The 399-nt window shown below is 46.6% G+C and carries 1 protein-coding gene; it reads right to left on the bottom strand.

Features of this window, described 5'->3' with window-relative positions:
• Nucleotides 1-399, bottom strand: a 399-nt coding sequence (locus AB4512_RS22580) for an RcpC/CpaB family pilus assembly protein (RefSeq protein ID WP_372175769.1), incomplete at both ends; no start/stop codon positions are given.

Raw genomic sequence — 399 nt, 5'->3', positions numbered from 1 at the left:
GCCTCTCTCGGGTTGTTCTCGTTACCACGTAACTCAGCAATCCCGGTATAGTTATCGATAATATTGCGCACCTCTGCATACTCAGGTTGCGTGTAGGTTTGGCTTCGGTAAATCTCGATGTGCATTGTTCGTTGCGCTAATGCAAGTTTTGGTAACTCGTCGGGGCTAACTTCGATGACCACCGTAGTCAGTCCATCCTCTTTACTCGGAGCGCGAGCGGTAATAGAGCTATCGCCAGTTGCATCATTTCCAATGTTGAGTACTTTGACGTTTTTAAGAAACATCGACGCCTTCACCCCTCTAAAGCGCTTCGGCTTATCGATGTTTCCAGCTAAGTTATCGTTTGGAGAACTTACAGTTAAGATATCGATGGATGTTCCAGGACGGATGTAATCGTTG

Origin of the sequence: Vibrio sp. 10N.222.52.B7, from assembly GCF_041474275.1 — a bacterium.
GTDB classification, from domain to species: domain Bacteria; phylum Pseudomonadota; class Gammaproteobacteria; order Enterobacterales; family Vibrionaceae; genus Vibrio; species Vibrio crassostreae_C.
The sequence above is the reverse complement of the archived record's forward strand: the minus strand, read 5'-3'. Positions and strand labels throughout refer to the sequence as shown.